The 24,338-nt window shown below is 48.0% G+C and carries 21 protein-coding genes; 13 read left to right on the forward strand and 8 right to left on the reverse strand.

The window, feature by feature from the left end; translation table 11 throughout:
- Positions 1 to 4: 4 nt before the first annotated feature.
- The 4 genes from Q9R46_RS04765 to Q9R46_RS04780 are packed head-to-tail and all read right to left on the reverse strand — an operon-like array spanning position 5 to position 5,135.
- Positions 5 to 1,111, reverse strand: a complete 1,107-nt coding sequence (locus Q9R46_RS04765; RefSeq protein ID WP_145332714.1) for a YheC/YheD family endospore coat-associated protein — start codon at positions 1,109 to 1,111, stop codon at positions 5 to 7.
- Positions 1,111 to 2,484 (reverse strand): YheC/YheD family endospore coat-associated protein, encoded by a 1,374-nt coding sequence (locus Q9R46_RS04770; protein WP_145329163.1) that lies wholly within the window; start codon positions 2,482 to 2,484, stop codon positions 1,111 to 1,113. The genes Q9R46_RS04765 and Q9R46_RS04770 overlap by 1 nt, the downstream gene beginning before the upstream one ends.
- Positions 2,485 to 2,495: 11 nt before the next feature.
- Complete coding sequence (locus Q9R46_RS04775) at positions 2,496 to 3,737, reverse strand: YheC/YheD family endospore coat-associated protein (RefSeq protein WP_311279147.1); 1,242 nt, start codon at positions 3,735 to 3,737, stop codon at positions 2,496 to 2,498.
- Between the two features lie 30 nt (positions 3,738 to 3,767).
- Entirely contained in the window at positions 3,768 to 5,135 is a 1,368-nt protein-coding gene (locus Q9R46_RS04780) for a YheC/YheD family endospore coat-associated protein (RefSeq protein ID WP_311279148.1), read from the reverse strand.
- Between the two features lie 233 nt (positions 5,136 to 5,368).
- Between Q9R46_RS04780 and Q9R46_RS04785 the strand changes: the two genes are divergently transcribed.
- The 3 genes from Q9R46_RS04785 to Q9R46_RS04795 all read left to right on the forward strand — a co-directional run bounded on the left by Q9R46_RS04785 (position 5,369) and on the right by Q9R46_RS04795 (position 7,653).
- Positions 5,369 to 5,716 carry a YlbF/YmcA family competence regulator gene (locus tag Q9R46_RS04785; protein ID WP_090920200.1) on the forward strand — a complete coding sequence of 116 codons (348 nt, stop codon included), beginning with the start codon at positions 5,369 to 5,371 and terminating at the stop codon, positions 5,714 to 5,716.
- Between the two features lie 109 nt (positions 5,717 to 5,825).
- Positions 5,826 to 6,110, forward strand: coding sequence for a hypothetical protein (locus Q9R46_RS04790; protein ID WP_090920203.1), 285 nt, complete (start codon positions 5,826 to 5,828; stop codon positions 6,108 to 6,110).
- 208 nt (positions 6,111 to 6,318) lie between these two features.
- A complete protein-coding gene (locus tag Q9R46_RS04795; protein WP_311279149.1) occupies positions 6,319 to 7,653 on the forward strand; it encodes a DRTGG domain-containing protein in 1,335 nt (444 codons plus the stop codon).
- A 291-nt stretch (positions 7,654 to 7,944) separates the two neighbouring features.
- On the opposite strand, the gene Q9R46_RS04800 is transcribed toward Q9R46_RS04795, so the two are convergent.
- From Q9R46_RS04800 to Q9R46_RS04810, 3 genes are all read right to left on the reverse strand, one after another.
- Entirely contained in the window at positions 7,945 to 8,265 is a 321-nt protein-coding gene (locus Q9R46_RS04800; protein ID WP_186331516.1) for a YtpI family protein, read from the reverse strand.
- Positions 8,266 to 8,358: 93 nt separating this feature from the next.
- The gene (locus Q9R46_RS04805) at positions 8,359 to 8,847 is read right to left on the reverse strand and encodes a sporulation membrane protein YtrI (protein ID WP_123067379.1); all 489 of its coding nucleotides are present in this window, start codon (positions 8,845 to 8,847) and stop codon (positions 8,359 to 8,361) included.
- Between the two features lie 20 nt (positions 8,848 to 8,867).
- A complete protein-coding gene (locus tag Q9R46_RS04810) occupies positions 8,868 to 9,197 on the reverse strand; it encodes a YtrH family sporulation protein (protein ID WP_090920214.1) in 330 nt (109 codons plus the stop codon).
- A gap of 295 nt (positions 9,198 to 9,492) precedes the next feature.
- On the opposite strand from Q9R46_RS04810, the gene Q9R46_RS04815 reads away from it, so the two are divergent.
- The 8 genes from Q9R46_RS04815 to Q9R46_RS04850 all read left to right on the forward strand — a co-directional run bounded on the left by Q9R46_RS04815 (position 9,493) and on the right by Q9R46_RS04850 (position 20,046).
- A complete protein-coding gene (locus Q9R46_RS04815) occupies positions 9,493 to 13,659 on the forward strand; it encodes a DNA polymerase III subunit alpha (protein ID WP_311279150.1) in 4,167 nt (1,388 codons plus the stop codon).
- A 506-nt stretch (positions 13,660 to 14,165) separates the two neighbouring features.
- On the forward strand, positions 14,166 to 14,657 hold the full coding sequence (locus tag Q9R46_RS04820) for a phosphatidylglycerophosphatase A family protein (protein WP_145329171.1): 492 nt from the start codon (positions 14,166 to 14,168) through the stop codon (positions 14,655 to 14,657).
- Positions 14,658 to 14,939: 282 nt separating this feature from the next.
- The gene (locus Q9R46_RS04825; protein ID WP_090920220.1) at positions 14,940 to 15,128 is read left to right on the forward strand and encodes a glutamate decarboxylase; all 189 of its coding nucleotides are present in this window, start codon (positions 14,940 to 14,942) and stop codon (positions 15,126 to 15,128) included.
- Positions 15,129 to 15,468: 340 nt separating this feature from the next.
- On the forward strand, positions 15,469 to 16,362 hold the full coding sequence (gene accD / locus Q9R46_RS04830) for an acetyl-CoA carboxylase, carboxyltransferase subunit beta (protein ID WP_145332717.1): 894 nt from the start codon (positions 15,469 to 15,471) through the stop codon (positions 16,360 to 16,362).
- Positions 16,363 to 17,466, forward strand: a complete 1,104-nt coding sequence (locus Q9R46_RS04835) for an acetyl-CoA carboxylase carboxyltransferase subunit alpha (protein ID WP_311279151.1) — start codon at positions 16,363 to 16,365, stop codon at positions 17,464 to 17,466.
- A gap of 107 nt (positions 17,467 to 17,573) precedes the next feature.
- Complete coding sequence (gene pyk, locus Q9R46_RS04840; protein ID WP_090920229.1) at positions 17,574 to 19,001, forward strand: pyruvate kinase; 1,428 nt, start codon at positions 17,574 to 17,576, stop codon at positions 18,999 to 19,001.
- Positions 19,002 to 19,103: 102 nt separating this feature from the next.
- Entirely contained in the window at positions 19,104 to 19,640 is a 537-nt protein-coding gene (locus Q9R46_RS04845; protein WP_311280947.1) for an acyl-CoA thioesterase, read from the forward strand.
- A 1-nt stretch (position 19,641) separates the two neighbouring features.
- Complete coding sequence (locus Q9R46_RS04850) at positions 19,642 to 20,046, forward strand: FxsA family protein (RefSeq protein WP_090920522.1); 405 nt, start codon at positions 19,642 to 19,644, stop codon at positions 20,044 to 20,046.
- A gap of 122 nt (positions 20,047 to 20,168) precedes the next feature.
- On the opposite strand, the gene ytvI is transcribed toward Q9R46_RS04850, so the two are convergent.
- Entirely contained in the window at positions 20,169 to 21,287 is a 1,119-nt protein-coding gene (gene ytvI, locus Q9R46_RS04855) for a sporulation integral membrane protein YtvI (protein WP_090920232.1), read from the reverse strand.
- Between the two features lie 494 nt (positions 21,288 to 21,781).
- Here ytvI and citZ point away from each other — a divergent pair, with 494 nt between their 5' ends.
- A complete protein-coding gene (gene citZ, locus Q9R46_RS04860; protein WP_123064199.1) occupies positions 21,782 to 22,894 on the forward strand; it encodes a citrate synthase in 1,113 nt (370 codons plus the stop codon).
- A gap of 147 nt (positions 22,895 to 23,041) precedes the next feature.
- Positions 23,042 to 24,334 carry an NADP-dependent isocitrate dehydrogenase gene (gene icd / locus Q9R46_RS04865; protein WP_311279152.1) on the forward strand — a complete coding sequence of 431 codons (1,293 nt, stop codon included), beginning with the start codon at positions 23,042 to 23,044 and terminating at the stop codon, positions 24,332 to 24,334.
- Positions 24,335 to 24,338: the final 4 nt, after the last annotated feature.

Genomic DNA, 24,338 nt, shown 5'->3' on the forward strand with positions numbered 1-24,338 from the left:
CCCTTCATCGTACAGACTGACGGGCAAGATAGGCGCTGTACTGGAAAATACGTTCCAGTGAACGCCGCCTGATCTGTGGTTCATCAAATTTCATCGGCTTCGCGTTGGCTTCAAAAAACCAGATCTCACCCAGGTCATCCACGCCAAGATCCATCGACATTTCACCAAGTGTATGTCCGGAACCACGCTCAACCTGTCTGGCAATCATTAAGGAGGTAGACTTCACTCGTTTCATCAGTGCTGTAGTCATTTCTTCCCCGAACAACTCGGTGAGCAACTTCTCCGGATCTTCTACACTTCCGCCGCGAGGCACGTGAGTCGTAATGCTGCGTGAGCCTGCCAGTCGTGCACCGATGCCAGTCACACTCCATTGTCCTTTGCCATTTTTCTGCACAAGCACTCGAAGGTCGAAAGGTCGTTTGTGGGAAGAAGCGAGCTCGATGCCTTGTTGCATGATATAGGGCGTATGTCCGGTTTCTTTGCGAATTCGGGCCCATAACTTGGATAGCGTTGCCGCCTTGTACGTCATACTTTTTCGAGTATTCTGTATTTTAAGTCGGTAAGGCAGCTTTTCTTTTTCTTGAAATTTGAGCATCATGATGCCTTTGCCAGCTTTGCCGCTCTCCGGTTTCAGGTACAAATAAGGATAGGTGCGAAGCACCGTACCCAGTGAAGATGCGCTACGCATCCGCCGGGTATGGGGAATCAGTTGCTGCGTGGACTTGGATTTTTTGAGCCATTCGAACAGATTCCATTTGTTGAAAAAAAACGGGTTATACAGTTCAATACCGGACTGCAGACATTCTTCAATTTTACGTTGAACCGAAGGCTTGCGTTCGTCTTCCCGGTTAGGTATACGGTTATAGAGCACATGAGGGAGGGGGAACGGCTTTGAAGTCCATTTGCCGCTCCCTTTGTTGTACGTATATCCTTTCACGGTAGGTCCGGTTACATTAAGGTCACGAACCGTCACGATATAAACGACATATCCCATGCTTTCACCTGTTTGCAAAATGTCCTGAAAATTTTGATGATTCCCTCTGAACATACGCTGCTGATCATGCATGGTGAGCACGGCGATCACAGGTTTGAAATCATCATGAAGGCTCATCAAATGCTGTCCTTCTTCCGGAATTTGCTCAAATACAGGCAATGCTCCAAAATGTGTTCCACCGACGATTTGCCCTCCACCCGGAGTGAAGGGTGACGGAAGATGGAGCGCCCGGGTTTGGCGTTCGCTTCGAACATCCATACATGTTCCTCCTGATCAATGCCCAGATCAAAGCCAATCTCACCAATCAGATGCTGGTGCTGGGACTCAATCGCCTGGGCCAGTGTAATAGCGACCGATTTCGCCTGCTGCAGAACCTCGCCCGCACGTTCCCCGAAATTGCGGCTGAGCGCCTGTTCAGGGGTCATCAGAGAGCCGCCATTTTTGATATGAGTTGTGACACTTCCGCGTCCCGCCTTTTTGGCACCGATGCCAACAACAACCCACTGATTGTTCCCGTTCTTATGCATGTGGAAACGAAAATCAATAGGGCATTCGTCGATCTCAATCAGTCGTATTCCCTGTTGAACAACATAACCGCGTAACTGCTTGCCGTGTCTACCCTGAAGCATGCGCATGAGGCTATTAAATGAACCAAAGCGTAGCAGGGCGTTACCCCCTTTTTTGCGATAACGTGCAAAATATCCACGTTTAGGTGAGTAGGTTAAGCGGTAGATTCCGTTTCCAAGGCTGCCAGCGGTAGGTTTGTAATAAACGAACTGATGGCGCTCAAGCATTTCCCTCATCTGGTCAATGGTAGGGTTGGTGATGGATTCCGGGATATAACGTCCTGCGGTTGGTTCGTTCTCCAGCAATTTGTAAATATCCGATTTATTGAAGAAGCTCCAGTTGAAAAAAGGAATTTTGCGACGGATAAAACGTTCCCGGAGCTGATTGATTGCTGGTGAGAAGTCGGAGCGGCGGCTCGGCAAACGATTGTAAACCACATCGGGCAGGGGCACCGTCCTGCGGAAGAAGCTTCCGCTCTCATTGAGGAAGTACCCGGAAACGGTCTCGTTCTGCCAGTTGATATCTCGCGGAGTGAAGGCATAGATATATGATTTACGGCTTCCTTCCCGAAGCAACTGCTTGATGAAGCCAGTACGTGAGCCGAACGGATTCGAGCTTGAAGAAGAACCGTCGGACAGCACCCCGATGAGCGGTCCCAGCTGCACTTCATCATTCTGGAGATTGCGAAGATAAATGCTGCCACGTTTAGGAACGTTCATTAAGTTGCGGATGCCTGATGCCAGATACAGATGTTTCCCCGGTTTGCGAATCGGTTTGATGGTGGCTGGCACGCGATCACGTCCGAAACGCAGATGTATCGTTTTTTTGCCAGACAGATTAAGGCTCTTCATTAAAGCATTAGATACGTACACCACTTTTTCGGGTTTTTGGGTGAAATGCAGATTACAAAAGGTCAAACTCATGATTTATCCTCCTATCCTGAAAAAGATCCTTGTGCTCCATGGCATGCAGGCATTACAGGCCCCTTGCTGCCTGGAATCGGGATGCGTTTCAGGCCAGCTTTGCTGGATGAATTCGGCATTTTCATTGGACATAAGACGTCCGCGAGAACATGTTGTTGCAGCAGATAACGGGCGTAAGCAAGCGGTTGAGTATACGTCAGGGCATGCATGCGTTTATCATCTGATTCCGCAAATGAGGTGCGGCCTGGTTTTGAATTCACTTCAAGCAACCACAGCCTGCCGGCCACATCGGCTCCAAAATCAAGACCAAGTTCCGCAAGTCGGCCGAAACGGCTCTCCAGCGTCGGAGGAATGAGAGCGGCAGCATGTTTGATCTGTTGCAGAAGCGATGAAGCTTTGTCTTTGCCATATCGTTTGGTAAGGTATGCATCAGCAGGATAAGCGTTACCCCCGCCGTGAAGATTCGAGGTCAGAGAGCCTTCTGCTCCTTCCCGAATCATACATCCCGTCAGCGTCCAGCGTCCTTGCCCGTTTTTTTGTACCAGTGCCCTTATATCAAATGCTCTTCCGTGATGGCTAAGCTCCAGATAAGGCTGCACAATCATGTTTTGTACAGCCTGATGTGATTCCAGCCAGGAAGATACATCCGTTGCTTGATGAAATGACTTAACATAGTGTTCGTTGCTTCTATTACGACCCTCCACAATCCAGGAGAATGGTAATCCTCCTACGGATAAGCGGAAGGTGTTTTTGCCATGAGTTCCTGAAGCGGGTTTGAAAAATAAACCTTTGGGCCAGCGGGCAAGCCATATTTCCCAGGGAATAGTCGACCTTACCCGAGTGGTTGGAGCAAGTAGTCCCCGAAGCGTGGTTGACTTCGATAGAGCGCGATGCACTTCCCATTTGCCAGGAAGTGCACTTGACCAAGAGCGCTGGCGAAGAGTGGAGGTATGAGGTAGATAGCGTTCCAGCTGCTGCTTGGTATTTCTAGAAAGTGGATTCAGGCATCGGTTCATCACCAGATCGATCATAGGCATACGAATAGCTTTCCATTCCTTTTGATGGTAAGTGTATGCCCTCAGAAGAGTGCCTCCGGTATATTCGGCCAGAATCGGAATGACGATAGTTCGTAACCCGTACTTGGAACTTTCCACGCAAAGCGTGCGGCAGAAGCGTTCATCTGCAAAAGGAGGTGAGCCTTCTGCTTCACGGACGAGTATAGCCATGGTGTTGTTTTGCGGCGATGTAAACATCTTGCTGCACCTCCTTCATGAGATCAAACTTCAGAATCCGGCCAGGTATGTGGAGTATTCGAGTATTGCTTTGACCGACGGGCGAATTTTACTCTCGCTCAGCGGTGTATTATCGTTCTTGGATGGTTTTGAATTCACCTCAAGCAGCCATACGCGTCCACTTGTGTCTAGTGCGAGATCGATACCTAGCTCACCAAAATGGGCAGGAATAGCACTATCAATCCCTTTGGCAATATCCAGTGCTGCTGTATGCAACCCTGCATAGGCCGAAGCTTTGGCAGAACTGGACAGCTGCGTTTTGGCTACGGCTTCTTTGACGGTGCTGAGGCTTCCGCCTCTCGCCAGATTGGAGACGTAATGACTGCCCCCTGCAATACGGGCAACGATGGAAGTTACACTCCACTTTCCCGTCTTATTCTTTTGCACGAGCGCGCGGAAATCAACGGGCCTGCCGCTGTTGTCAATCAGGGTCAGCCCTTGCTGAATCTGATAACGCGTTGTTTTCATTTTTCCGGACATACTGGCATAGAGTTTATCCAGAGAAGCATAAGATTGTTTGCGGGTACCTCCGACACTTGTCGCCAGAGTTAGATACCCTCCTTCTGGCTGACGGGAAACCCGGATAATGCCTTTGCCTAGTGAACCACGAACCGGCTTCAGAAAGACGACCGGGTAACGCTGGCACATCGCTTTGAGAGTCGCTGATGTTTTGAGCAAATGGGACTCCGGCAGCACCCGTTTGAGTGTCGTGATCGACTTGAGTGCGTCAAACACCTCATTTTTGTCCAGGAACTTTTCGTTAAAGGTGTGTGTACCGTATAGCGATTTTACTTCTTTCATAAAATGCTGTACGCTAGGTTTGTTCTCGAGTTTGCGGGACGTCAGCCGGTTATTGACCACATCTGCCACAGGCAGAACGGTTTTTTTCCAGCCGTCATCATATACCCAGCCTTGCATGTAACCAGTTACTGCTCCGATGTCCTCCGGTGTGAAAAAGGATACATAGGCGCCCTGCTTTCGGCAGGCATGCACTAATTCCTGGCAGAACATCGTAATCGAGCCAAAGGGCCGATCGGGTTGATCGGGGTAATCCTGGCTGACCATAACGCTGATGTAGGGTCCCAGGCGAAGCGTATGGCTGGAAGCACGGTAAGATACCCTCAGGACTGAACGGGGCACAAGTCCGGTTTTGCTGGCTACCGTCTGATTGAGTCTTAATCCGTCATACCGGGGAACCGGAATAACTGTAACTTCACGGCGGTACGAACCGAATTGCAGTTGAAGAGGTCTTCCCGAAGGAATCTTGAGTGCTTTGAGAACCCCTTCGCCCAGCATGATGACGTCGTCCTGCAGGATGCCCGAGCCGGTAACCTGTATCGTTACTTTTTTAGTGGACATCACGGATCTCCTTCCGGGCGGCAGCTTGATGTCTGATCTTGAATTTGAACGGCATCTGAACATGGCATGTGCTTCATCATATGAGGACATATACCCCTTGGTGATTGACCCAGCCGGATTTAAATGTGTTTGATTTGGGGCGTTTTTGGGCGGCCTGATCCAGAACCTTTATTTGAGAGCATAGAATGCGTGTTCTTACACGGATGAACAACCAATTTAGAGGAGGAATTATAATGAATATTTATGACAAAGCCAATGATTTGGCAAAAGCACTAAGAGAAAGTAGCGAGGTAGAGGAGATTACCTCTGCGATGAAATTGATTGAAGCCGATCCAGAGGCCAAAGCGATGCTGGACAACTTTCGCAACCAACAGATGGAATTGCAGCAACGCATGATGAGCGGAGATATGCCAGCACCGGATGAGATGGAAAAGATGGAAAAACTCTTTGAAGTATTGAGTCTGAACCTGAACATCCGCCGCCTGTTTGATGCAGAGCGTCGCCTTAGCGTCATTATCGAGGATGTAAATAAAATTATTGCAGATAGCCTGGCTCATCTGTATGGCGGAGCGGAAGCTTAAGCTATAAGCTTAATAAGCATATACTTGTCTGTTTTTTTCTGCGATCCTCTCATATTCCCTCTGAACCGTTCATAGACTAGCTATATATGGAACGAAGGAGCTGTGAATAGTGAAGAGGTTGAAAAAAACAAAACATGTCATCTATCTGCTGATTGCGTTGTCGATGCTGGTTATTGCGCTTCCGCGCATTTCCTTTGCTGGCGGAATGGACTGGGTTAATATTTTCGGTATTGTGTGGGTGCTGTTCTCGCTATTAATTGTAGGCGCACACCTGCATTTCATTCTTGGCGTAGATGAGGAGAAAAAACGTGCGCTGGAGGCTGTACGCCGGGCGAAGTTACGGCAGTGGGAGATGAAACTGCTGGACAAGCAGGAGCGTAGCGAATCCGTATAAATAAGTTATAGATAGACCGGAATCCTGAAGTGTGCGGGGTTTCGGTCTTATTTGTGTGTTTAAGCAAAGCACACAGGAGCAGATCATGCAGAATAAAAGTGAGAAGTTTTTTTGCGGGTCAGGACTCTAGGTCAGATGGGGTTATTTTCCTAAGGTCGTGTTATAATAGATACAGTATAGTACAGATGCAACCTCGGGGGTGGTACAGTTGGACGGACAAGAAGAAAACGTCACGAAGCATGAACAGCTTCTACAGCATATTGAGCAATTGAAGGTGGGCAGCAAAATCTCGGTACGCGGGCTTGCACGTGAACTGGGGGTAAGTGAGGGAACAGCTTATCGTGCCGTTAAAGAGGCGGAGAACTTCGGATTGGTCGTGACGAAAGAGAGAATCGGAACGGTGCGGATCGAAAAAAGACCTCGGGGCATGTCGGAGCAACTCACCTTTGCCGACGTGGTCACGATTGTGGAGGGACATGTGCTTGGCGGTAATGAAGGACTAGCCAAACCTTTGCACAAGTATGTGATTGGGGCGATGAAGGAGCAGGCGATGGCGCGTTACATCGATGCTGGCAGCCTGCTTATTGTCGGTAACAGGGAAGACGCTCATTCCCTGGCACTGGAACAAGGAGCTGGCGTATTGATTACGGGGGGCTTTGGTACAAGCAGGGATGTAAGAATTATGGCAGATGAGCTGGGACTGCCGATTATCTCCTCCAGACATGATACCTTTACCGTGGCCTCTATGATTAACCGTGCGATCTTCGACAGGCTGATCAAGAAAAAAATCATGCTGGTGGAGGATATTATCGGCCAGAAACCCCGTCTGCAAGTGCTCAAAGTAACGAGTTCGGCTTCGGATTTTCATTCGCTGGTGTCGGAAACAGGGGAGCACCGCTTTCCGGTTGTAGATGAATGGAACCGGGTCATCGGTATTGTGAGTCTGAAGGATGTCAGTGAACTGCAACCGGATCAAAGCATTGAAAAGTGTGTCGTTCGCCGTCCGATAACAGCATCGTTACAGACCTCCCTTGCTTCTGCTGCGCAGATCATGACCTGGGAAGGCATAGATTTCCTGCCCATTGTGGATCGTAACCGTAAGCTTATTGCTTCCGTTACACGTAAGGAAGTACTGCAGGCCATGCGTGATGCGCAGAAGCAACCCCAGCTTGGCGAGACCTTTGATCATCTGATCTGGAACGGATTCGCAGAAGAACGTGGGGAACAGAACGAACTGTTGTTCCACGGCTTCATTATTCCCCAGATGGCCACGGATTTGGGCACGATCTCGGAAGGCGTGTTACTGAATGTGATGACACAAGCTGCCCGAAGAGCAGCATGGGACGTCACGGGCAACGACCATGTGGTTGATAACGTAACGACGTATTTTGTCCGTCCGGTGCAGATTGAAGATCAGATTATGGTGCGTCCCATGATTCTTGAAACGAGCCGAAGAACATGCAAAATGGATATTGTCATTACCCGTGAGGGCAGTGTGGTGTGCAAGGCAGTCATGACGCTGCAGTCCATAGACCATGCTTAGAATAAATGCATAATACGTATTCAAAAGAGATTGTCTATAAAAATATATCCCGGCACATAAAAAAGAGAGCGATTGCCCTTCAGGGGAAAAAGTGAGCCATTGATCTGTTATACGGCATTTGCACGTTGACATGTACGATAAACATGTACAGATCACAGCAATGCAGCAAAGTGCGTGCGGCTTACTCTATTCACCTCAAGATTGTTCGGGTGTGCTCTCTTTTTTTGCCGATATGTTGTCCAAACCTGACTGACTTGTACCGAAACGCTTCGAAATGTGCAACGATTAACTCTAAGCCGGTGTATTGCCGGAATGCTGTTTAAGTCTGGCGTAGTAACTGCGATTACGGATACCAGCAAACACGTTGTAAGCTCCCATGATCAGGAAGAGCGCTTCCACAATGACAGATAGCGTAGAGCCGGTAAAAACAAACATCAGGATCAGTGCGAGAATGACAAGCATGCAGCCCATCCAGATATTCGTCCAGGAGCGGTACAAACCGGCAACATGTCGGTCAGTCGTCCGGCGTGAACGAATGCTGTTCATTGCAGAACAGATCATAGCGATGGCGAAGAGGGCGATCAGAATATACTTGAATACTTCGATCAACACGCAAGAAGCAACTCCTTTTTTGAAAAACATAGACTGCCCTTATTGTAGCATGTGACCATGCAGACCAGGGCAGTTTTTTGCATTTTTCGGAGATTATGCCGGAACATGCATGCGGATCTGTACCCAGACTTGTAAAACGCCCTCCATGACAAGCATCGTTTTGACCTGAACGGAATATTCTTTTTCCCGGACCTTATAGATTTTTTGATTAAGCATGATGCGTGTCATTTTGCTATATTCGTCGATGTTAAATACATCTCTTCCACGCAACACTTCAAGCTCATCCCCGAGCTTCTGTAACATCAGTTTTAATGAGGCCTCATCGGGGCCTTTATCGGATTCTTCGGCGCGAACTTTGATCTCTTTGATCACCGTTTGGCGCTTACTGTATTTTTTCAGTGTTTTTATATCCTCCTCGTTCTGGTGTAGTTGAAGTTGCAGCTCCTGATTATTTAGCCACAGTTTGTTATAACTGAGATGAAACACACCGTTATACACAACACATCCAGCGATCATTCCGAGCACAAATACGGCAGTCATACGCATCAACGGGCGGTAGCGGGAGAAGGGGGGAAGTCTCATGCAGGGTCATCACGGGTCATCTAACCCCGGCCTCCGCCGCACACCCATTTCACCAGTTCGGTTCCCATATGTGCACCCATAAAGGCTGAGATCAGGTACAGGATTTGTTTTACTGCTGGTGACAGGTTGCCATCCAGAAAATTACTCTCAATGACTCGCATCGGATCGATCGTACCGCCCACAGCTGCAGCGAGTGCCCAGATTTTAATTTTGCCAGAAATATCGAGCATTGTTTGGGTCGGAGGCTGAAGGGAAATGACTGCACCTATACCCCCAATCATCGCGCCGCCCAGCACGATCCCGAATGCAATAAAGAAGTCAAGAATGGCTTTGGATAAAAAAGTGCTCACCCACAACACCCCTTTCAGACCAGCAGCATACCGCCTGTTTTGGATTTGTGCAACAGGGGAGCAGCTTGTACTTCTATTGTATGGGCGAGCCCCCTGACGTTATGATAAAATAGAAGAATAAACTCTTTCATTTGTTTGATTATTTAAATTTTAGAGGAACTATTCATATAATCGCAGGTATATATTGATTTTTTAACAGATTCAACACTTGTGCATGGTATATAGCACACCAGGGAGAGCACAACGGAAGTAATGAGAGCTGCCACTGTAAGAAGGGGAAAGGAAGTAAAAAGACATGAGTTCTTTTGTGCATTTGCATGTTCACAGTGAATATAGTTTGCTGGACGGCGCTGCGCGTATTCCGGATCTCGTGGATAAAGCCGCAGATCTGGGGATGACGACACTTGCGCTGACCGATCATGGCGTCATGTATGGGGCTATCCCGTTTTATAAAGCCTGCGCCCAGCGGGGAATCAAACCGATTATAGGCTGCGAAGCATATATGACGGCAGGTTCTCGCAAAGAACGGGGAAGCCGGAAGGATCAACCGATATATCATTTGATTTTGCTGGCGAAAAATATGACCGGTTATCGGAACCTGATGAAGCTGTGTTCCATTGGACATCTGGAGGGTTTCCACTATAAACCGCGTATCGACATGGAGAGTTTGGCGGCACATCATGAGGGGATTATCTGTCTCAGCGCTTGTCTCGGCGGCGAAGTCCCGCAACATCTGTTACATGGGCGTGAAGAAGAGGCGCGTCGTGCCGCGCTACGTTACAAAAACATCTTTGGCTCCGACTTTTATCTGGAACTACAGGATCACGGACTGGCTGAGCAAAAAAGAGTCAATCCGCAGCTGATCAAACTCGCTGCTGAATTGGAAATTGAACTTGTGGCAACGAATGATGCTCACTATCTATCCGAAGAGGATGCAGAATTACAGGATGTCCTGATCTGTATCGGGACAGGTAAAACGGTAGAAGATGAGGCTCGTTTGCGGATCGGAACGAACCAATTGTATTTGAAGAGCGGCGAGCAAATGGCTCGTCTGTTCCCTCATGTACCGGAGGCCATCGCTAATACAGCCCGCATCGCCGATTCTTGCGAATTGGAGCTGGAATTTGGCAAATCGATTTTACCGGAATACCGTCCATTGCCTGAAGGTTCGAGTCCGTCTGCATATCTGCGTCAATTGTGTGAAGAGGGCATGATTGCCCGGTATGCAGAGTCCGATCGGTGGAACGAGACGGCGCTTCGTACAGAGCTGGAGCAACGGTTGGACTATGAGTTGCGCGTGATTGACAGCATGGGCTTCTCGGATTATTTCCTGATCGTGTGGGATTTCATCGCCTACGCGCACAAGCAGGGGATTGTCACGGGACCCGGTCGGGGTTCGTCGGCAGGAAGCTTGGTCGCCTATACACTTCGTATTACGGATGTCGATCCGATGAAATATAACCTGCTCTTCGAGCGTTTTCTCAATCCTGAGCGGATATCCATGCCCGATATCGATATCGATTTCAGTGATGAACGTCGTGACGAGGTCATCGATTATGTGGCACAGAAATACGGCAAAGCCCATGTTGCCCAAATTATTACGTTTGGAACCATGGCAGCCCGGGCTGCGGTCCGTGATGTTGGGCGGGCGCTGAATGTGCCATATGGCGAAGTGGACAAGGCTGCGAAACTGATTCCTGCGCAGTTAGGCATTAACATTGAACGAGCAATGGAAGCTACGCCGGAGCTGAAGGCGTTGTATGAGACGAAACCCAAGACACGTGAGTTGCTCGATATGGCAATGAAGGTAGAAGGCATGCCCCGTCATGCTTCCACGCATGCTGCGGGTGTCGTCATTTCACGAGATCCGCTGACGGATGCCGTTCCATTGCAGGAAGGTAGCGAAGGAACAGCTTTGACGCAGTATTCCATGGAAAATCTGGAATCGATAGGGCTGCTTAAGATGGACTTTCTCGGCCTACGTACCCTCTCCATTATAGAACGCTGTCTCCGCTGGATTGGGGAGCGTGCGGAAGTTCCTGATTTTACACGGATTTCCGATGATGATTCTCCGACTTACGAGATGTTAGGCAGAGGGGATACGATGGGTGTATTCCAGCTGGAATCCGCAGGTATGCGCCGGGTTCTGAAAGAATTAAAGCCAAGTGTATTTGAAGATATTATCTCCGTTCTGGCCTTGTATCGTCCGGGTCCGATGGAGTTTATTTCGAAATATATTCAGGGGAAGCACGGGCAGATTGAAGTGGATTATCCACATGGCGATCTGGAGCCGATTTTGAAAGATACGTACGGCATCATTGTATATCAGGAGCAGATCATGCAGATTGCATCCCGTATGGCAGGGTTTTCCTTGGGAGAAGCGGATTTGTTGCGCCGAGCTGTTTCCAAGAAAAAAAGAGAAGTGCTCGATCTGGAACGGGGGCACTTCGTTCAGGGCAGTCTGAAACAGGGATACAGCGAAGCGGAAGCGGATCTCGTGTACGATATGATTGTCAAATTTGCCAACTACGGTTTTCCACGTGCTCACGCAGCTGCATATGGTGTTCTTGCATTCCAAACGGCTTACTTGAAGGCGCACTATCCTGTGCATTTCATGGCTTCTATGTTAACCGCCGTTATGGGGAGCCATCGTAAGGTTGCAGAGTATGTAGTGGAATGCCGTCACATGCAGATTGACGTGCTCCCGCCGGACGTAAATGAAAGTGGCATTTTGTTCACACCTGTGTTTGCTTCGTCTGCTGTGAAGGAGAAGGATGAATCAAGGGTAACGGGTGAAGCTTCCGAAGCCCGTAAAGATGTTTCATATGATAACTATGAGGAACACGGGGATTACGGAGGGGTGCCGTTACCGGATGATCCTGGGCCTATGCCGGAGGATAACGAACACTTAACGGAAATGGAGATAAGGGGATACGACGAAGGTTGGCAGTCTGTATCTGCTAAGTCAGATTCGAAAACATCCGGTCTTCAGTTAGACCCGGGTCTGGTGAAAATATCTGTATCCGACACTGTGCTTGGATCGGAACAGGTTCATGATCAGCAAAAAATGCGGGATCATGATAGGTTGCATGGGGCCGAGCATGCTCAGTCTGAGGTTGAGACGCACAACCAGAATCCCGATCAGGCGTATGGACAGATTCAGGAAAAGGCAGCTGAATTAATCGATGAGGAGAGTAGCGCAGTAACGCTATGGTCTTCAGGAGCCATTCGTTTTGGGCTGGCTGCAGTGAAAAATGTAGGCACGCAAGCGATGGAAAGCATTATGGCCGTCAGACAGGAAAAACCGTTCGACAGTTTACTCGATTTTTGTCGCCGTGTTGATCTGAGAGTGTGCAACAAACGTGTTATTGAATCACTGATTCAGGCTGGTGCATTTGACAGCCTGCCAGGACATCGTGCTCAATTGCTCGCAATGCTAGACGAGACTGTTGAAGCGGCTCTGAAATGGCGTAAAGAGCGTGAGGACTTGCAGATTCAGCTGTTTGACTTTGTGGAGACACCCAACTGGGAGATTGAATATCCGGAAATTCCGCCGTTCTCGGCAAGTCAGCAACTGGAACTGGAGCGTGAACTGCTAGGTCTGTATCTGTCCGGCCATCCACTGGATGACTACGAAGATGTGCTCGCATCGAGCGGGGCTGACCGGATCATGGAATTGACGGAGGCGGCTGACGATACGATGGCCGTCGCCGCAGGTATGGTAGTGTCCGTGAAGTCGATTACGACGAAACAGGGCAAGGCGATGGCGTTCATGGAGCTGGAAGACCAGGTCGAACGCTGCGAAGTGGTTCTCTTTCCCGAGGTATGGCGGCGAAGCCAGCAGCATGTCGGGAAAGGCGAACTGCTCGTCGTGCGTGCCAAGGTGCAGCAGCAGGACGAGGGCTTTAAGCTGCTGGCCGAGGAAGTGTCGCCGCTGACACCGGCGGCACTGGAACAGCAGCTGCGCAGCCGCGACCGCCGCGGCAAGCCCGGCAGCGGCAGCGCTTCGCGCCCGGCGCAGGCGGCTTCGCCGCAGCGACCCGCGGGCGCGGGAGCCGCAGCGCAGCGCAGCAGCGCAGGCGGTGACGCTTCCGCTGCGCGTGCAAGCGGAAGCCGCAGCCCTGCCTCGGCGCGCAGCGAGGCAGGCACAGGCGCCGCAGCCAGCGCACGCGCGGGCAGTGCAGCGCCTGCGGCGGCTAGCGCGGCGGAGCAGGGCCGCGCGCCGCGTGGGGCCGAGCAGCGGGTGTTCGTGAAGCTCACCCCGCAGGCCGAGAAGCCCGAGCTGCTGGCGCGTCTCAAAGAGCTACTCCAGCAACACCCTGGCCCGATGGCGACCGTGCTCTTCTACGAGCAACAGCAGAAGCTACTCGCCCTGAGCGACGCCTACCGGATCAAACCTTCACCGGCACTGTTCTCCCAAATGGAGAAAATGCTTGGTGAAGGGACAGTCAAAATCAAATAAAGCTGAAGGGTTTTACCACCTTCAGCAAGAGCATGTCCACCGTTTACATGATAGAGAACGGTGGGCATGCTTTTTTTTATAAAAGTTCTGCCAAACATGTATCCTTTCGGCTGAGTACTATCGTTCACCAGAAGCATTTGCGCGAATGTACATATTGCCAGTTGTAATGATCACGAAAATGGTTATTCCGGTGAAAAACAGCAAAATGCGCCGGGAAATTCTATTTTATGAGGAATTGTGTTCGCCCTGGTTACTAGAATCTCTCTCCTGATTTATATGCATCTCTAAATGAAACTGCAAGATGAGAAGATGACCTGTTTGAAAATTTAACCAATGATCGTCAGCTATACTTGCACATGCTTGCCAACAGAAGATCGGTATAGCGTAACGTTCACTCGTGCGTGTACATTCGCACATTTTATGAACATTTCGGAAGTTCACTGCATACACTTGAGAACACCGAAGAACCTTGAAGTTCTCGGGGGATTGATGCGGGAGGTCGAGATATGTCATATGAGATCGCGGAAGCTATGCTGGCCCGGCGAGGTGTACACATTGATGCTATCGCAGAAATTGTATATCGTTTGCAGAAAGGGTACCACCCGGAATTGACCATGGACGACTGCGTAACCAGCGTAAAATCCGTTTTGCAAAAAAGAGAGGTACAGTACACATTGTACACGGGCATTGCACTTGACGAACTGGCTGAAAAAAAGCTTCTGCCCCAACCGCTGCAAGCGATAATGGAGGCGGATGAGTCACTCTATGGAGTGGACGAGACTCTGGCTTTAGGGATAACGCATGTCTACGGCATGATTGGTTTAACCAGTTTTGGCTATCTGGACAAGGAAAAAATAGGTGTGATTCATGATTTGAATGAACAAAAATCGGCCGTTCATGTGTTCCTGGATGATCTGGTTGCAGGTCTTGCTGCAGCTGCCTCCGCGCGGATTGCACACAAAAATATTAAAGCCAAGAAATACTCTTCCGACCTGTAAAATCCATTAATACCAACAGAATACTGTGGTTGCCATCTCAATCTGTCCCATAGGATTAAGGGCGGCTAAGGCTGCCCTGTATGGTTTTTGCCTGTTAGGAAAAGTCTGCGATTTATATCACATGACTATGACCATTTGGCTTGCCAAGCAGGGGTCAATGTCCCGAATCATCCGGTTTTCTCCTGAAAGGTCTTCAACCCTTCCTTGCAGAAAAAAACGGAGGTATGGTATCATTAGTCCAATATACGGGCTCTGAACATTAGCTTAGGGGGCGGACATGGCATGTGGACGGTGATTTACATTGCGCCGACAGCAAAGGTTGCGGACAAGATCAAGACCAAGCTTTCGGAAGAAGGTTTTCTGGTACAGACCCGTCCCATCAGTTTATCCAAGCAACAATATGAGATTCGCGTCCCTTCTGGGGAATTGGAAGAGGTTCAGGAAGTGTTGAATTCCATTCTGCATTCCTGATTCTCGATATTGAAGTGCCTTGGCAGATAACAAAAAGTACCACTGGTACATAAGGGACTTACCGCGAAAGCGGAAAGAGGAATCGACTTGCATGTGTGTAATGCTACTGTCCTTCCTTCTTTTTTTGTTAATCGGTTATTGCAGGTAACATCAATTTTGCGGAGAGTAGCCGTTGATTTTTGCCTTATATCGGAGGAATTTTGTTCTGAATGCTAGTTAAGGTATAAGTCTTTGCATGAGTTATAAGCGTAAGCGGTTCACCGCAGCATGCAGACCAAGCTGATTGTTACAGCGGACTGTAGCCTGCGGCCATCAAATTATTGGCTGGAGAGGTGTAGTTGTGTTCAAAGATATATTCCAAAAGAAACGGAAGTACGCTACCATACCTTCCGAGCGTGCAAATCCAGGTGAACGGCAGGAAGCCGTCGAGCGCCCAAAACGTGAAATACCTGAAGGACTCATGAACAAGTGCAGCAAGTGCGGCACCATTCAATATAGCAAGGAACTGGAGAAAAACCTGAAAGTATGTCCTGCCTGCGGCTACCATATGCGTCTTAACGCGATGGAGCGAATTGCCATGGTGCTCGATGAAGAAGGTTTTGTTGAGCATGATGCCGATATGGTTTCGGTTGATCCACTCGGATTCCCGGGATACAGCAACAAGTTAGAGCAGCAACGTCTGAAGTCTGGTTTGAAAGAAGCTGTTATTACGGGAGAAGGCACGATTGAAGGTCTGCCAGTTGTTGTCGCCGTGATGAGCTTTGATTTCTTCACAGGCAGTATGGGATCCGTTGTCGGAGAGAAGATCACCCGTGCGGTTGAACATGCTATTGAGAAGAAGCTTCCTTTGATTATATTCTCTACTTCAGGCGGTGCCCGGATGCAGGAGAGTATCCTGAGTCTGATGCAGATGGCGAAAACGAGTGCGGCTTTAGCGCGTTTGGACGAGCAAGGCGGGCTCTATATTTCCGTGATTACCGATCCGACGACAGGCGGGGTTTCGGCTAGTTTCGCGAGCCTTGGCGATATTATTATCGCTGAACCTGGTGCGGTATTTGGTTTTGCGGGCAGAATTGTTATTGAACAAACGATCCGTCAGAAGTTGCCGGATGATTTCCAGACCGCAGAATTCAACCTCCAGCACGGTCAGCTGGATATGGTTGTTCACCGGAAAGAACTTCGGACAACCCTTGGCAAGCTTCTCGATATGCATAGTGAAAAGGGAGGGGTCTAAATGGCGGGTGGTTTGCCATATGAAGCGCCTCTGGTTGAGATGCGCAAAAAAATTGAAGAACTCGTTCAGTTTGGACAGGAGAAGGGAATTGATTTCACCGAAGAAATCGCCCGTCTGGAAGAACGTTATCATAGACTTGAAGAAGAGATTTACACCAACATAACACCGGCTCAGAAGATGCATTTGGCTCGTCACCAGCAGCGTCCAACAGCACTGGATCTGATTCAGCTCATTTTTACTGATTTTACGGAATTGCATGGTGACCGTATGTTTGGTGACGACCTTGCGGTTGTTGGTGGACTCGCCAAGCTGAATGGACAAACCGTAACGGTACTTGGCCAACAGCGCGGAAAGGATACGAAGGACAACATTGCCCGCTTTTTTGGAAGTGCTCACCCGGAAGGGTTCCGTAAAGGACTGCGTTTAATGAAACAGGCTGATAAATTTGGCCGCCCGATTATTACGTTTGTTGATACTAAAGGAGCGTATCCGGGTAATACTGCAGAAGAGAGAGGTCAATCGGAAGCTATTGCCCGTAATTTGCTGGAGATGGCTAAGCTGTCCGTTCCAGTCATTGTTGTTGTTATTGGTGAAGGTGGAAGTGGCGGTGCCTTGGCTATGGCTGTAGGTAACCGTGTGCTTATGCTTGAACATGCCATCTACTCGGCAATTTCTCCGAATGGTGCTGCTTCTATTCTGTGGAAGGATGCATCGAAGGCAGATCAGGCTGCTGAGGCGATGAAAATTACAGCGAAAGACCTGCTGGAGATGGATGTTATCGAAGAGATTATCCCTGAGCCGCGCGGCGGGGCTCACCAGGATTACGATACGGCTGCAGCGGCGATCTCCGAAGCTCTTGTTCGTCATCTGGAAGAGATGAAAGGGTGGAGTGCAGAGCAATTAAAGCAGGATCGCTACGAGAAATTCCGGAAAATCGGCTCAGTCACCTTTGAAGCACCAGCAACAAAGGAAGAAATTGTTGAAGAAACCGAGACTGCTGGTAAAGTAGAACCACAAACCGGAGCAGAATCTGTCCAAGTGGAAGCATCGGAACAGCCGCTAGAAGCAGAACCTGTGAGAAATTTGTCGGGAAATGCAGAATGATGTGACGAATTTCCTATACAAATGACTAAAAGTATAGTAAATTTAATAGTTGGAAAAAGAAAAATAGAGATATAAAGTTAGACCTTTAAAATCGGAGGAAACCCAAAATGCGCAAAACGAAAATTGTATGTACGATTGGCCCATCCAGTGAATCCCTGGAGAATACCAAGAAACTGATTATGGCTGGCATGAACGTAGCCCGTCTGAACTTCTCCCACGGTGATTTCGATGAGCACGGCGGACGGATCGTAGCGATTCGCCAAGCATGTGAAGAGCTGAACAAAACTGTAGCGATCCTGCTTGACACCAAAGGACCGGAAATTCGCACGGGTAAACTGGAAGTTGAGCCTATTGAACTGGTTCAGGACGAGTACATCACTTTGACGACAGAAGAAATTCTGGGAACCAAAGATCGTCTTTCCATTACGTATGCAGATCTTCCTAAAGATGTTGAAGCGGGATCTACAATTCTGATCGACGACGGTCTGATCGGACTGACTGTGGTAGAAGTACAAGGCACTGAGATCAAATGCCGTATCGTTAACGGCGGTACGATCAAAAGCAAAAAAGGTGTTAACGTTCCAGGCGTTGCGATTTCCCTGCCGGGTATCACTGAAAAAGATGCTAACGATATCGTGTTTGGTATCGAACAAGGTATCGATTTCATCGCAGCTTCTTTCGTTCGTAAAGCAAGCGACGTGCTTGAAATTCGTGAATTGCTTGAGAAACATAATGCAGGTCACATTCAAATTATCTCCAAAATCGAAAACCAACAAGGTGTTGACAACCTGGACGAAATCCTTGAAGTGTCTGACGGCCTGATGGTTGCTCGTGGAGACCTGGGTGTAGAAATCCCTGCGGAAGAAGTACCACTGGTACAAAAACGCATGATCGAAAAATGTAATGTTGCGGGTAAACCGGTTATTACAGCTACACAAATGCTGGATTCGATGCAACGTAACCCGCGTCCGACTCGTGCGGAAGCAAGTGACGTAGCAAACGCAATTTTTGACGGTACAGATGCAATCATGTTGTCCGGTGAGACGGCTGCCGGTAAATATCCGGTAGAGTCCGTGCTGACCATGTCCCGTATCGCAGAAAAAGCAGAATCTGCTCTGCCTTACCAAGAGCTGTATCTGAAACAACGTGTTGCACAACAAACAACGGTTACTGAAGCGATCAGTCAATCCGTTGCTCTGTCCGCTCAAGATTTGAACGCAAAAGCGATCATCACTTCGACAGAATCCGGACATACCGCACGTATGATCTCTAAATATCGTCCAGAAGCTCCAATCATCGCTGTAACGACAGAAGACAGAACTTCCCGTCGTTTGGCACTGGCATGGGGTGTAACTCCTGTTAAAGGTAGATTGGTTGATTCTACGGATGCTTTGTTCGAAAATGCAATTGAAGGTGGCGTAAAATCAGGACTGGTTAAAGAAGGAGACCTGGTTGTGATTACAGCAGGTGTACCTCTGGGCCGCTCCGGTTCTACAAACCTGATCAAAGTAAGCCAAATTCCAAACAACGCTTAATTTTAGCGTATGATTCGGTAAGTAACATGAAAGAAGCAATGGGGCTTGATGTCCCGTTGCTTTTTTTCCATCTTCATGACACGATTCTGTGATTTGAAGCGTATGAATGGTAGAGCCAAGGAGGCAGAGAACGTGCAAAAAGAAAGTCATGGTAACTGGTATACAGCCCGTCTTCGTGTACGTTATCAGGAAAGTGACCAGATGGGTGTTGTCTATCATGCGAACTACCTGAACTGGTTCGAGATCGGTCGTACCGAGATGATTCGCCAAATGGGGTATACATATCGTAAAATGGAGGAACAGGCACTGTTGCTTCCTGTAACCGGTCTGGATGTGAAGTATCACAAACCGGCGCGGTACGATGATGAGATCATCATTTTCACTCGAATCACCGCTTTTAGCGGCCTGCGCCTGAATTACGAGTACGACATCAGACGTATGCCTGAGGAACATGATGTTTCACTCGCTGTCGGCGAACGGGTGTGGGCACATGATGAATTACTCCCAGGTGAACGATTGGTGACGGGATCTACCCAGCATGTGTGGGTGAATACAGACTGGAAGCCTGTTAGACTGGATAAGGTCGCTTCAGAGCTATACAGCGCGCTTGAAAAGGTGTGGTTTTCAGGAAAGGAGTAACATATCAATGCGAAAATGGATGTGGGCTTTACTTTTATTAATTCCGGTGATTGAGCTGTTTGGTTTCATTCTGATGAGTGATTGGATCGGAGCCGGAAAAACATTGCTTCTTATGATTCTCACGTCCTTGATTGGTATAGCCATGTTGCAGTTTGAAGGGCGAAAGGTATTAATGGATGCCAAGCAGGAGATGGAGCGCGGTAAGGTGCCTGGGCGGAAAATGGTCGATGGCCTTTTTGTTTTTGTCGGCGGATTCCTGCTGTTGATCCCTGGTTTTGTGACCGATCTCATCGGTTTTACGTTAGTATTTCCATTAACACGTCCGGTATATCGGTTATTCTTCCTGGGCTGGTTGGAGAAAAAGATGAGAAACGGCAGCATTACATTTTATCGCCGTCCGAAATAAGAGAGCATCTATCTCGTTAAAAACAAAAGTCTCCGTTCTGCAGACAACTTCTGCTTGGAACGGAGACTTTTTTTGCATTAGTTTAACTGGAGCACAATGGTGGTTAGGCTCTTCAATCAGAATCATCGGACTCTGCCATTAATGATATAGGTCCTGAGGTCACGAAGTACATTGGCACGATTAAAGGCATCGAGGATCACAAGACTGACTGGACCGATAATGAGGCCTAACACGCCAAACAGCTTTAAACCAACAAACATGCCTACTAACGTTGCAAGTGGGTCTAGCCCCACACTACTGGCAAGAACTTTCGGTTCAATGATCTGCCGGGCAATAAGCAGGATAAGATAGATCACACTAATACCGATGCCAAGATAGATATCTCCGTTCATGAACAAATACGCCGCCCAAGGTACCATTACCAGACCTACACCGAGATATGGAAGAAGGTCAACCAGACCAATCAGCAGAGCGATCGTGAAAGCTGACTTGACTTGAAGGATGAGCAGTCCAATCATGACGAACAGAGCGGTAATCGAGATCATGATCAGCTGTGCGCGTACATAACCAAAGAGGGCTTTTTTGAGATCATTCCAGATATCAGAGATCGGTTTCCGAACTGCGGACGGAACCCAGCCAGAGACGGTAATGCTGTGACGTGTCCAGCCTTTGCTAATGAAAAAGGTAGATAGCAGCACCACAATGAGAACTGCACCCATATTAGGTAGCGAGGTCAGCAGGTTTAGAATCAGGTTGAAAAAACCAGTAACGAGGTCACTTACTGCTGTTCCGACGGTCTCTGTTGTTTTGCTAATGTTGCTGTTAATGGTTTCTTGATAATTCGGGTTTTCTTTGTAAAAATCGTTAATCTGCGCTATCAAACTCTGGATTGTATCGTTTTGTGTCCAGCGTACAAACGTTTCTTTGATTTCATCCACATGCAGGTCGAAACTGGTGGTTAGTGAAATGACTTCTTTAACCATACGAGTAACAGCCGCAGATAAAATTACAGCGATTGCTCCAAAATACAATAGGAGTGACAAGGTTACTGCTAACCAGCGCGGAAAACGAAGTCTGTTCTGAAGCAGCTTTACGAGCGGATTCATGGCATAGGCGATAATCCAGGCAATAACAAAAGGATATAACAGCGGGAACAACAGATATACGGCTACAGCGATCAGAAAGGTAGCCACAATAACCCACAGACCGCGAAGCAGACGTTTGAGAATGATTCGATCCAAGGTTCAACTCTCCTTTATTCAGTCAAGAGCTTATCTTATTAATATAGAGCAATCGTAAGCTTTTGAAACGCAATAAGAACAGTCTGCAATTATGTGCTGGAATGCTACTATGCACATCGTCTGCCTAAAGTATGCCTGAGGTTTACAAATTATAGCAATAGATTTTGTGACTATATTTTTGTTTGAATTCGCTAATGACATGAATTGTTTAATACACATTAAATGTCAACCTTGCTTGTGTAAAGGTTTTCAAAAATGCTTTATCACTCCGATAAATATGTTTGATGTGCGAATGAACTCTCATCATGTTCACATAAACGACAAAATCCAGTATGATGATATAAGTAAATACCGATTGACAGATAAGAAAACCGAATTTTGACAACTTAGGTCATTTTTAAAATGAAACGGTTTACAAAAGAGGTTAGGTGCACTTCGGCACTGATATGACTTAGAATGTTTTCTGATTTCGCTTATTAAAGGAGAGATGTAATATGACAGCTACCAAAGGTCTGGAAGGCATCGTTGCAACAACCTCTTCGATCAGCTCTATTGTAGACGGTGTGCTTACATACCGTGGATACGATATCGATGATTTGGCTGAACATGCAAGTTTTGAAGAAGTTGCTTATCTGCTCTGGTTTGGCAAGTTGCCAACAGCAGATGAACTGAAGTCACTTCGTAAAAGTCTGAGCGATTACGCACCGATTCCAAGCGAATTGATCGCCCAAATCAAGTTGTATCCAAAACACATCAGCACGATGGCAGCTCTACGCTCTGCAGTCTCCGCACTTGCGCTCTATGATGAGCAAGCCGACGAGATGACAGAAGCTGCGAACGAAAACAAAGCGGTGAAGTTGCAAGCGCAATTGCCAACCATTGTAGCGGCGATCTCGCGTATTCGTAAGGGGCAAGAGCCTGTGGCTCCAAAAGAAGGCGCTTCCATCGCTGAGAACTTTTTATACATGATGACAGGAGAAGAGCCGTCCGAAACCGCGGTAAAAGCACTTGATCAAGCACTTGTTCTGCATGCAGATCACGAGCTGAATGCTTCGACATTTGCTGCCCGCGTTACGGTAGCGACCCTGTCTGATATTTACTCAGGCGTAACTTCTGCGATCGGTGCACTCAAAGGGCCTCTGCATGGTGGTGCAAACGAAGCGGTTATGAAAATGCTGGACGAGATCGGTACACCGGATCGTCTGGAAGCGGCTATTCAGGAAAAACTGAATAACCGTGAGAAAATCATGGGCTTTGGACACCGCGTATACAAAAACGGCGACCCACGTGCGAAGCATTTGCAGAAGATGTCCAAAGAACTGGGTGAGATGAACAACGATACCCGTTTGTATGAGATGTCCGTGAAGATTGAAGAAATCGTGACCGGTCAAAAAGGTTTGAAACCGAATGTCGATTTCTATTCCGCTTCCGTTTACACTCAACTGAAGATTGATCAGGAATTGTTCACACCGATCTTTGCGATCAGCCGTGTGTCCGGTTGGACAGCGCATATTCTGGAGCAACTTGCAGATAACCGCATTATCCGTCCGCGTGCCGAGTACACGGGTCCGACTGATCAGAAGTACGTTTCCATCGATCTTCGCTAAACTTTAGCAAAAACAGTATAATCATATAGATGAGGTGAGGGGCTTGTGAATACGAGGCTATACTGACGAGTGGAGACAGCCCTTCCTTCCTGCAAAAATGTGGTATGCTTCATACTGTGAAACCAAAACTTAGGAGGAATTGTAATTATGAAATTGGAAAAATTTGCACTCCCAACTGAAGGCGAAAAAATTCAAATTGACAACGGTACGCTTCAAGTTCCTAATAATCCAATCATTCCATTCATCGAAGGTGACGGTACAGGCCGTGACATCTGGAAAGCTTCTGTACGCGTTCTGGATGCAGCGGTAGAAAAAGCATATAACGGAACTAAAAAAATTGCTTGGTATGAAGTGTTTGCTGGTGAGAAAGCATTCAATACATACGGAGAGTGGTTGCCGAACGATACGCTCGAAGCGATTCGTGAGTACATCGTAGCCATCAAAGGACCTCTAACTACGCCAATCGGCGGCGGTATCCGTTCCCTGAACGTGGCTCTGCGTCAAGAACTTGACCTGTACACTTGCCTGCGTCCTGTACGTTATTTCAATGGTGTACCTTCCCCGGTTAAACGTCCTGAGTTGGTTGACATGGTTATTTTCCGTGAAAACACAGAGGACATCTATGCAGGTATCGAGTACGCTGAAGGTTCTGCAGAAGTGAAAAAAGTAATCCAGTTCCTGCAACAGGAGATGGGTGTTAACAAAATTCGTTTCCCAGAAACTTCCGGTATCGGTATCAAACCTGTATCTGAGGAAGGTTCGAAACGTTTGGTTCGTGCAGCGGTGCAATACGCTATTGATCATAACCGCAAAACCGTTACTTTGGTACACAAAGGTAATATCATGAAATTTACTGAAGGTGCCTTCAAAAACTGGGGTTACGAAGTGGCTGAAGCAGAATTTGGCGACAAAGTATTCACTTGGGCACAATACGATGTAATCAAAGAAAAAGACGGTACAGATGCAGCCAATGCAGCGCAAAAAGCAGCAGAAGATGCTGGCAAAATCATCGTTAAAGATGCTATCGCTGATATCGCTCTGCAACAAGTATTGACTCGTCCGGGTGAATTTGATGTGATCGCTACATTGAACCTGAACGGTGACTATCTGTCCGATGCCCTTGCAGCGCAAGTTGGCGGAATTGGTATCGCACCTGGTGCGAACATCAACTATGTAACTGGACATGCTATCTTCGAAGCAACACACGGTACTGCACCTAAATACGCGGATAAAGATGTCGTGAACCCTGGTTCCGTAATCCTCTCCGGCGTAATGTTGCTTGAACACCTGGGCTGGCAAGAAGCGGCTAACCTGATCTACAAAGGCATGGAAACATCCATCAACAATAAAACGGTAACCTATGACTTTGCACGTCTAATGGACGGCGCAACAGAAGTGAAATGTTCCGAATTCGCTGATCAAATCATTAGCAACCTGTAACAAA

The sequence above is a fragment of the Paenibacillus sp. RRE4 genome (assembly GCF_031844205.1).
Lineage (GTDB): Bacteria > Bacillota > Bacilli > Paenibacillales > Paenibacillaceae > Paenibacillus > Paenibacillus xylanexedens_B.

Bases quoted from the DNA above. Each gene is read 5' to 3' on its own strand.
- Q9R46_RS04765 (WP_145332714.1), bottom strand. From the start codon at position 1,111: ATGAGCCTTCATGATGATTTCAAACCTGTGATCGCCGTGCTCACCATG.
- Q9R46_RS04770 (WP_145329163.1), bottom strand. From the start codon at position 2,484: ATGAGTTTGACCTTTTGTAATCTGCATTTCACCCAAAAACCCGAAAAA.
- Q9R46_RS04775 (WP_311279147.1), bottom strand. From the start codon at position 3,737: ATGTTTACATCGCCGCAAAACAACACCATGGCTATACTCGTCCGTGAA.
- Q9R46_RS04780 (WP_311279148.1), bottom strand. From the start codon at position 5,135: ATGTCCACTAAAAAAGTAACGATACAGGTTACCGGCTCGGGCATCCTG.
- Q9R46_RS04785 (WP_090920200.1), top strand. From the start codon at position 5,369: ATGAATATTTATGACAAAGCCAATGATTTGGCAAAAGCACTAAGAGAA.
- Q9R46_RS04805 (WP_123067379.1), bottom strand. From the start codon at position 8,847: ATGAGACTTCCCCCCTTCTCCCGCTACCGCCCGTTGATGCGTATGACT.
- Q9R46_RS04815 (WP_311279150.1), top strand. From the start codon at position 9,493: ATGAGTTCTTTTGTGCATTTGCATGTTCACAGTGAATATAGTTTGCTG.
- Q9R46_RS04820 (WP_145329171.1), top strand. From the start codon at position 14,166: ATGTCATATGAGATCGCGGAAGCTATGCTGGCCCGGCGAGGTGTACAC.
- Q9R46_RS04825 (WP_090920220.1), top strand. From the start codon at position 14,940: ATGTGGACGGTGATTTACATTGCGCCGACAGCAAAGGTTGCGGACAAG.
- Q9R46_RS04835 (WP_311279151.1), top strand. From the start codon at position 16,363: ATGGCGGGTGGTTTGCCATATGAAGCGCCTCTGGTTGAGATGCGCAAA.
- pyk (WP_090920229.1), top strand. From the start codon at position 17,574: ATGCGCAAAACGAAAATTGTATGTACGATTGGCCCATCCAGTGAATCC.
- Q9R46_RS04845 (WP_311280947.1), top strand. From the start codon at position 19,104: ATGAATGGTAGAGCCAAGGAGGCAGAGAACGTGCAAAAAGAAAGTCAT.
- citZ (WP_123064199.1), top strand. From the start codon at position 21,782: ATGACAGCTACCAAAGGTCTGGAAGGCATCGTTGCAACAACCTCTTCG.
- icd (WP_311279152.1), top strand. From the start codon at position 23,042: ATGAAATTGGAAAAATTTGCACTCCCAACTGAAGGCGAAAAAATTCAA.